The sequence below is a fragment of the Roseomonas sp. BN140053 genome, assembly GCF_047690175.1.
Taxonomy (GTDB): Bacteria; Pseudomonadota; Alphaproteobacteria; order Acetobacterales; family Acetobacteraceae; genus Roseomonas.
On sequence record NZ_JBLLEB010000024.1, the window covers coordinates 59081 to 66828 of the forward strand.

Consider the following 7748-nt stretch of genomic DNA (forward strand, 5'->3'; position numbering starts at 1 on the left):
ACGATACGGGTGGCACCGCCGGGCCGGAACGGGTCTAGGCTTCCCGCGACGTCCCGCCGTCCGGAATGCGGGGCTCGGAGGAAACCATGCGCACCCATCCCAGCCGCCTGCCGCTCGCGCTCGCCCTGCTGACGGGGCTGGCCACCGCCGCCCAGGCCCAGGCCCCGGCCCAGCCCCCCGCGGCGGACACGCCGGAACAGCACCTCGCCGCCGCCAAGGCCGCAGCCGCCTTCGACTTCACCGGCACCCTGGCGCGGATCTGCGTCGCGCCGCAGACCGGCCCCGGCGCCGACGTCGCCCCGCGCCCGCCGCCGGCGCGCGACACCTGGTACAGCGAGCCGGCGCGGGTCTTCGACAACCTCTACTTCGTCGGCACCCTGGTCCACTCCGCCTGGGCGCTGACCACCAGCGAGGGGATCATCCTGATCGATACCCTCTACGACTACGCCACCGAGGAGGAGATCATCGGCGGCCTGCGCAAGCTCGGCCTCGACCCCGCCAGCGTGAAGTACGTGATCGTGTCGCACGGGCACGGCGACCATGTCGGCGGCGCCCACATCCTGCAGCAGCAACTGGGCGCGCGGGTGGTGATGAGCGCCGAGGACTGGTCGCTGGTGGAAGCCTCGCGCAACCAGTTCCCCAACGGCAAGCCGCGGCGCGACGTGGTGGCGATGGACGGCCAGACCATCACCCTGGGCGACACGGCCGTGCGGCTGATCCACACCCCCGGCCACACCCCCGGCACGCTGTCCATGATCTTCCCGGTGCGCGACGGCGCGCGGACCCTGACGGTGGCCTATTCCGGCGGCACCGCCTTCAACTTCATCAACGACGTGCCGCATTTCGACACCTATATCGCCTCGCAGCGCCGCATGGCCGCCTCCGCACGCGAGGCCGGAGCCACCGTGCTGCTGTCCAACCATTCCGAGTTCGACAACGCGGTGACCAAGATCCGCATGCTGCCCAGCCGCCGCCTGGGCGAGCCGAGCCCCTTCGAGAACGGTGCCGAGGCCGTGGCGCGCTACTTCCGCGTCACCGACGAATGCGCCCAGGCGGCGCGGCTGCGGCTGATGCGGGGCAGCTGAGGCGGCTGCGGGGAAGAAAGGTCGGGGGAGTGAACTCCCCCGAGCCCCCTCCTTTTTTCAGGAGTAGAAGAACACCGGCGGCCACCGGCGCACCCGAGAACTCCCGAAAACAGAAGGGGGTCCGGGGGGATACTTCCCCCCGGCTTCTTGCCGCCCCGCCGCCCTCAGAACCGCTTCAGCAACCGATCTAGGTAGTCCAGCTCCTGCGGCGGCCGCTCGCGCTCGCCGACCCGGCGGCGCAGCTCCTCCTGGATGCGACGGGTGCGCAGCACCTCCGCCTCGTCGGGCACGCGGGTGTCGCCGCCTTCCTCCGCGCTGCCGGTGGCCTCCTGCGTGCGGCGGCCCAGCGGGTCGCGCCCCTGGCCGAGCTGCGTCGCCTCGTCCTGGCCCTGGCCGCCCTGCTGCCCGCCCTGGGCGGTGTCGGGGGTGCCGTCGCCGTCCTCGTCGCCGTCCTCGCCCTGCTCCCCCTGTTGGCCGCGCTGGCCGAACTGGCGCTGCATGGACTGCGCCATCTGTCGTCCGCCCTCGGCCAGCTCGCGTAGGGCGCGCTCCTGGTGCGGCCGGGCGTCGCCGCCCTGGGCCAGCGCCTCGGCGCCCTCGCGCATCGCCTGGTCGGCACGGCCCAGCTGTTCCGGCACCTCGCCGGTCAGGTCGCCGAACTGCTGCATCAGCTCGCCCAGGGCCCGGCGCAGGGCGCGCTGGGTGCGGGCGTCGGCCTGCCCGTCGCGCTCGGCCTGCTGGCGGTCCTGCTCGCCCTGGCCCTGCTGCGGCGGTGGCCCGCCCTGGGACGGGTTGGGCGGCCGGCGGTTGGGGAAGGGCCGCCGCTCCTGCGCCTGCCGCTGCCCCTCGGCATCGGCGCGCTGGTGCGAGCGGTCCAGCAGCTCCGACTCCCGCCGCACCATGTCCTGCAGCGCGCCCATCTGCTGCTGCCCACGCTCGCGCCCCTGCTGCCGCTGGCGCTGGTTGTTCTCGGCGCGGGCGACGCGGCCCTCCTCCAGCGCCTTGAGCATCTCCTCCAGTTCGGCCAGCTCGCGCTGCGCGTCCTCGTCGCGGCCCTCGCGCGCCGCCTCGCGCATGCGCTCGGTGCGGCGCTCCAGGTCGCGGCGGTCCATCAGCCGCTGCGAGGGATCGCTGGGCATCGCTTCCGCGTTCTCCCGCTGCAAACGGTCGGCCAGCGCTTCCATGTGCTGCCGCACCGCCTCACGCAGTTCCTGGATGCGGCGGTCGATCTCGGCGCGGCGCTCCTCCGCGCTGCGCTCGGGGTCGCGGTTCTCCAGCGCCTCGCGCAGCGCCTGCCGGGCCTCGGCCAGGGCGCGGGCGGTGCGGTCCACCCGGCCTTCCTCCAGCGCCAGGGCGACGTCCCACAGGATCTCCTGCACCTCGCCCACCGCTTCCGGCCGGTCGTCGCGGCGCAGCCGGGCGCGGGCGACGCGCAGCGCCAGGAAGGTAGCGGTGTGGTTCTCGAAGGCGTCCGGCGCGTCGGCGATGATGCCCAGCTGTTCCCGCGCCGCGTCGCGCCCGGCGGGGTTCAGCGACAGCGCCTTGCGGATCGCCACCAGAGCGCGCGCCACCGGATGCTCGAAGGGCCGCTCCGGCAGGGTGAACACCACCGTGTCGGAGGTCCCCTCCTGCCCGGCGCCGTCGCGGGCCGCCAGCCGCGCCTGCACCGGCAGCCCGGCCCAGGGATGCGCCGACAGGTCCGGCTGCGCCGTGCCGCGCGGGTTGCGCGCGGCGCCGGCGGGCAGGGGCAGTTCCACCGTCACCGGCGCGGCGCCCGGGCGCGCGTCCAGCCGCAGCTCGGCCTGTGCGGCGGCGATGCCCCAGTCATCCTCCGCCCGCCAGGGCAGCCGGGTGGTCAGCCCGCGCGGCGCCGGACCCGGCGGCTCGCTGAAGCTGATCGTCGGCGGCGCGTCCGCCTGCACGGAGAGCGACCACACCGCGATGTCCCGCCCGTCCCGCCGCAGCGCCAGCCGCCCGCCACTGTCCAGCGGCCGTTCCGCGCTGAAGCTGGTGGCCGGCGGCCCGTCCAGCGCCTGCAAGGGCGTCGCCGCGCCGGCCAGCACCAGCTCCGGCACCCCGCCCGTCCCGCCCGACACCGCCAGCCGCAGCGCCGAACCCGCGGGCACGGACACGTTGCCCCCCGCCGCCGACAGGAACACCGGCGCCGCGCCGGTATAGGCCGGCGGCGTCACCCAGGCTTCCAGCCGTAGCCCCGGCACCGCCGGCGGCGCGGCCACCGCGGGGGTGAAGGCGCGCCGCAGCCGTTCCCCGGCCTCGCCGCCCGCCACGCAGACGGCCGCCACCAGCGCCACCACCAGCCCCAGCCGCAGCGCCCGCGGGTCGCGCGCCGGCAGGCCGGGCCGAGGGCCGCCGACCCGCAGGTTCCGCAGCTTCGCCGCCTGCCGGGCGAGGTGCGCCCGCCACAGCGCCAGCGTCGCCGGGTCGCTTCCCGAGGGCCGGTCCGCCAGGGTGGCCAGCGGCCGGTGCTTCAGCCCCGAAGCCTGCTCGATCCGCCGGTCCGCCGCCGCCGCGCCGGGCGCCGCGAAGCCCCGGCCGGCGCGCCACAGCGCCGCCCCCAGCGCCGCGGCGAACCCTGCCAGCAGGGCGGAATGCCCCCAGGCCGGCAGGTGCAGGAACACGCCGGACAGGGCGGCGAGCACGAACAGCCCCGCCACCCCCAGCACCGGCCAGGCGCGTGGCCAGAGGGCTTCCCAGAACAACGCCCCGCGCGCCAGCCGACGCTGGCGCCCGAGGCCGCGGAACACACCCTCCGGCAGATCGTTCATGCACTCATCCCAGCAGCCAGTCCGGTACGCTCTGCCGCGCCAGGAGGTCCTCGACGGGCTGGCGCGAGCGGACCACGGCCCAGCGGTGGCCGTCCACCAGAACCTCGGCCGCCAAAGGTCTCGCATTGTAAGTGGAGGACATGGCGGCGCCGTAGGCCCCGGCATCCAGGAAGGCCATCACGTCCCCCGGCGCCAGTTCCGGCAGGTGCCGGCCCCGCGCGAAGGTGTCCCCGGTCTCGCAGACCGGGCCCACCACCTCGGCGGGGGAGAGGGGGGCGTGGAACTGGTGCGGCGCCACCGGCACCAGCCCGTGCCAGGCGTCGTACAGGGCGGGGCGCATCAGGTCGTTCATGCCGGCGTCCAGCACCGCGAAGCGCCGGGTGGCGCCGCGCTTGTGCAGCACCACGCGGCTCAGCAGCACGCCCGCCGGCCCGGCGATCCAGCGCCCCGGCTCGATCATCACGGGCAGGCCGAGCGGCCCGAGCCCGGCGGCCAGGGCACCGGCCAGCGCCTCGGGCAGCGGGGCGATCTCGTCGCGATAGGGGATGCCCAGGCCGCCGCCACCGTCCACCCGCTCCACCGGCAGCCCCCGCGCGCGCAGCTCGCGCACGAGGTCGGCGACCTTGGTGTAGGCGACGCGGTAGGCGGACAGCCCCTCGGTGATCTGGCTGCCGATATGCACGGCGATGCCGATGGGGCGGATGCCCGGCAGCGCGGCCATGCGGGCATACAGCGCCGCGGCGTCGGCGATGGCGACGCCGAACTTGTTCTCCGCCTTGCCGGTGGTGATCTTGGCGTGGGTGCGGGCGTCCACGTCGGGGTTGACGCGGATCGCCACCGGGGCGCGGCGGCCCATGCCCTCCGCGAGGGCGGCGATGGTCTCGACCTCCTCCGCGCTCTCAGCATTGAGCTGGAAGATGTCGTGTTCCAGCGCCAGCCGGATTTCCGCCGCCGTCTTGCCGACGCCGGAAAACACGATGCGGTTGCCCGGGATGCCGGCGGCCAGGGCTGCGCGCAGCTCGCCCTCGCTGACCACGTCGGCGCCGGCGCCCTCCTTCGCCAGCAGCCCGGCCACGGCGAGGTTGTCGTTGGCCTTCATGGCGTAGTGGATCGTGCTGTTCAGCCCGGCGGCGGCCAGCGCGTCCCGCAGGGCGCGGAAGCGACGGCGCAGCGTGCCGGCGGAATACACCCAGGTGGGGGTGCCGACCTCGGCCGCGATGCGGGCGAGGGGGACGTCCTCCAGGCAGAGCCCGTCCTGCGCGTGGGCGGTGAGCTGTGGCCGCTGAGCGAGCAGTTCGGCGAAGGACGGGTCTTCGGTGGTGGCGGGCGAGGCGAGGGGAGAGGGCATGGTGGAGTGGTTATGGGAGCAGGTGATGGAAATGGAAAGGTTGGCGCTGAAAGTTCTATTTGAAAAGCGGAGATGTTTAGGCTCCCTGCCTTGATTTACTAGGTCTATGTGCGGCTATTTATCGGTCCTGAACCTAAATGGTCCGTTGCCGATTGCTGATCGCGCGCTCCCCAACGTGCGCATCGGGTTCCGATGGAATTCTGCCAAGTTGTTCACTAATCCTCTGCCTTCAGCGGTCCACCCAGTGCGAAAGGAGAACGCCGTTCAGCAGCAGTTCCTTTTCCTCGTGGCCAGCCAAATCGCCCCAAATAACACGGCGATTGCTGGGTTCCGGGTGCTCAAGCGATTGCGGATGTTGCGAATATCCTTTGGATCAAATTTCTTTACGTTAGGCATTTAGCGCTGATCGACTTCAAAGGTGCCCTCGGCGACACCCTTTTCCCTGCCCCCCCCGCGGCTGCGGCCACAAGGTTTGCAAAATCCTCGCCCACCTCAGGGCGCTTTTGACGGCTCTCCTCACCAGCATCATTCAAGCAGTCGACTAACCCGACCGCCTCCCAATCACAGCCAGGCAGCCTGCAGAGGTCACTCACGGCCAACTTTGCAGGGGAGCACCGCACCGATGCCGAATGGGCGGTGGCAGCCCCTCTTTGGCTACCACCGCCGTCTCCCACGTCAGGCCGGTGCACGCCGACGGCGACGCGATGCCACCAGTCCTATGAGGCCGAGCCCGAAAAGACCGAGGCTCGCAGGCTCAGGCACGTTTGTCGGCGGAGGCGGGGGCGGAGGCGGCGAGATGCCCGGGGCGAAGGTGCTGCCGCCATAGGTGAAGTAGCTGTCCGCTTGGCTGCCACCACCGAGCATAACCAGGAACGGGTCGTCCGCCGTGAGGGTGAAGAGGCCGAGCGGCAGGTCCACGAGACCGCGGCTGAACGTCGTTCCGGATATGCCCGAGAATCCGCTCGTGTCCACCGAGGAGCCGTTCAGTTCGAGTGATCCAAGGACCGCTGTCGGCACCACGAGTGATGCGTAGTTGACGTTGAACGCTTGGTCGCCGCTCGGCGTGGCGAGCTTGTAAGCGTCCAGGTAAGTGTCAGCGCCTGGCACGACCGAGAAGGCAGGGTCAGTGTTCCCGCCGCTACCTCCCTGGAGGTATTGGGCAACGAGGACAGGGTTGCTCGCCTCAATCTGTGCGCCCGAGCCTGGGGCGAGCGTGAACTCATACGTATCGCCGGTGTTGAGGGTGGCCACCGCGGTACCGTTGACGCTCACAGCAGTGTTGTCTTCTGTGGCAACGACCCGCATCAGGTCGCCATTGGCCAGATCAGCGCCGCCCGAAGCTGTTACCAAGTAACTGTCCGAGAGCTTATCGGTCGGGATCATCTGCTCAATCAGCGTATCGCAGAATGTACGTCCGACCGGAACCTGCGCGCAGGAATGGCCGGAGAAGACTGCCACCTCCGCATTCGCCTCGACCAACGAGCCCGTGAGGTCGGTGGCGCTCCCGGCATATTTGTAGGTCTCCCCCGCCGCGAGGGTCACCGTGATGGGCGCGCCACCCCGCGGCGTGAAGGTGACAGTCGTGCCGTCTTGAACTGCGTGAATCGCAACTTGGCTACCTTCTCCGAACCCGCCGCCCTGGCTGGCAACGACGTAGTTCGTCCCGAGCGCAGTGCGGTCCAGCAGATAGGTCATATCGGTCGAGGCGGTCGCGCGGTTGACGAAGTAGCCGCCAATTGCGCCGGACGACGACACCTGGAAACCAGTATCCCGGATACCCGTACCGGATTGCTGGAAGCTGTTAGGTATCGGCAGGTTGAAGAAACCCTGTGCGTTCAGAGTGACACCTGTCGAGAAGCCGGAGCGTGTTGTTACCGCTGCGGTCTGGCCCGGCGTGCCGAAGAGAAAGACGGAAGCATTTGGATTGACCAAGTTTTGGTTGAAATCGAAGAAGATTTCGCCGGCCCGTGCGCCGAAAGGCAAGACGGCAAGAGCTAAGCCAGCGACGCCTGCTAGAAGAGTTTGTCTCACTCGCATCTCGAGCAATCTCCCATTTGTTGTCGCAAGGCGCGGCCTGGGCAGCACCGGGGCCCAGAAGGCAAACTCCGTGCCGCAATGGAAGTGATTGAAATTATTGCATATTCATGCCAAGCATCATGAACCCGGAATGAAGTCGTAAGGTTCTCCGACGCGCCGGCGAACGAGACGTCCAGGATCAGCTTGCTCAGTGTGGTGCGAAATATAAAAGCGAGCTGGCCTTCGGGACTGTTGACCCTCGGACTCCGGTCTGGCTCTTCGCTAAGCTAGGGAGTGCTCTCGTGTTTTCTGGCTGCCTGGGTTCATGGACGGTAGACGGCTGTGCACAAACGCCGTGTGTTGTGAGTCCGGAGCCTAGAATCGCTCGGTCCTAGAGGCTGTTGTGGACCTGCTCCAGGTTGAGGAGGTTCTTGAGCATGAGGCAGGCGAAGGCGACGAGATGCAGGCCCGCGAGGGTTTCGGGGAGGCGCTCGTAGTCACGGACGAGGCGGC

4 protein-coding genes are annotated in these 7748 nt (G+C 70.4%); 1 reads left to right on the plus strand and 3 read right to left on the minus strand.

The genetic code is table 11. The annotated features are described in order from the left end of the window. The first annotated feature begins 86 nt into the window (after nt 1-86). Nucleotides 87-1085, plus strand: coding sequence for an MBL fold metallo-hydrolase (locus ACLIBK_RS18480; RefSeq protein ID WP_415388760.1), 999 nt, complete (start codon nt 87-89; stop codon nt 1083-1085). 164 nt (nt 1086-1249) lie between these two features. Here the strand turns inward: ACLIBK_RS18480 and ACLIBK_RS18485 are convergent, their stop codons facing one another. The 3 genes from ACLIBK_RS18485 to ACLIBK_RS18495 all read right to left on the minus strand — a co-directional run bounded on the left by ACLIBK_RS18485 (nt 1250) and on the right by ACLIBK_RS18495 (nt 7256). After that, on the minus strand, nt 1250-3871 hold the full coding sequence (locus ACLIBK_RS18485; protein ID WP_415388761.1) for a TIGR02302 family protein: 2622 nt from the start codon (nt 3869-3871) through the stop codon (nt 1250-1252). Between the two features lie 4 nt (nt 3872-3875). Further along, nucleotides 3876-5219, minus strand: coding sequence for a diaminopimelate decarboxylase (gene lysA, locus ACLIBK_RS18490; RefSeq protein ID WP_415388762.1), 1344 nt, complete (start codon nt 5217-5219; stop codon nt 3876-3878). A gap of 675 nt (nt 5220-5894) precedes the next feature. Continuing rightward, nucleotides 5895-7256, minus strand: a complete 1362-nt coding sequence (locus ACLIBK_RS18495; RefSeq protein WP_415388763.1) for an IgGFc-binding protein — start codon at nt 7254-7256, stop codon at nt 5895-5897. Nucleotides 7257-7748 lie beyond the last annotated feature (492 nt).

Coding starts and splice junctions, on each gene's coding strand:
- ACLIBK_RS18480 (WP_415388760.1), top strand. CDS start 87: ATGCGCACCCATCCCAGCCGCCTGCCGCTCGCGCTCGCCCTGCTGACG.
- ACLIBK_RS18485 (WP_415388761.1), bottom strand. CDS start 3,871: ATGAACGATCTGCCGGAGGGTGTGTTCCGCGGCCTCGGGCGCCAGCGT.
- lysA (WP_415388762.1), bottom strand. CDS start 5,219: ATGCCCTCTCCCCTCGCCTCGCCCGCCACCACCGAAGACCCGTCCTTC.
- ACLIBK_RS18495 (WP_415388763.1), bottom strand. CDS start 7,256: ATGCGAGTGAGACAAACTCTTCTAGCAGGCGTCGCTGGCTTAGCTCTT.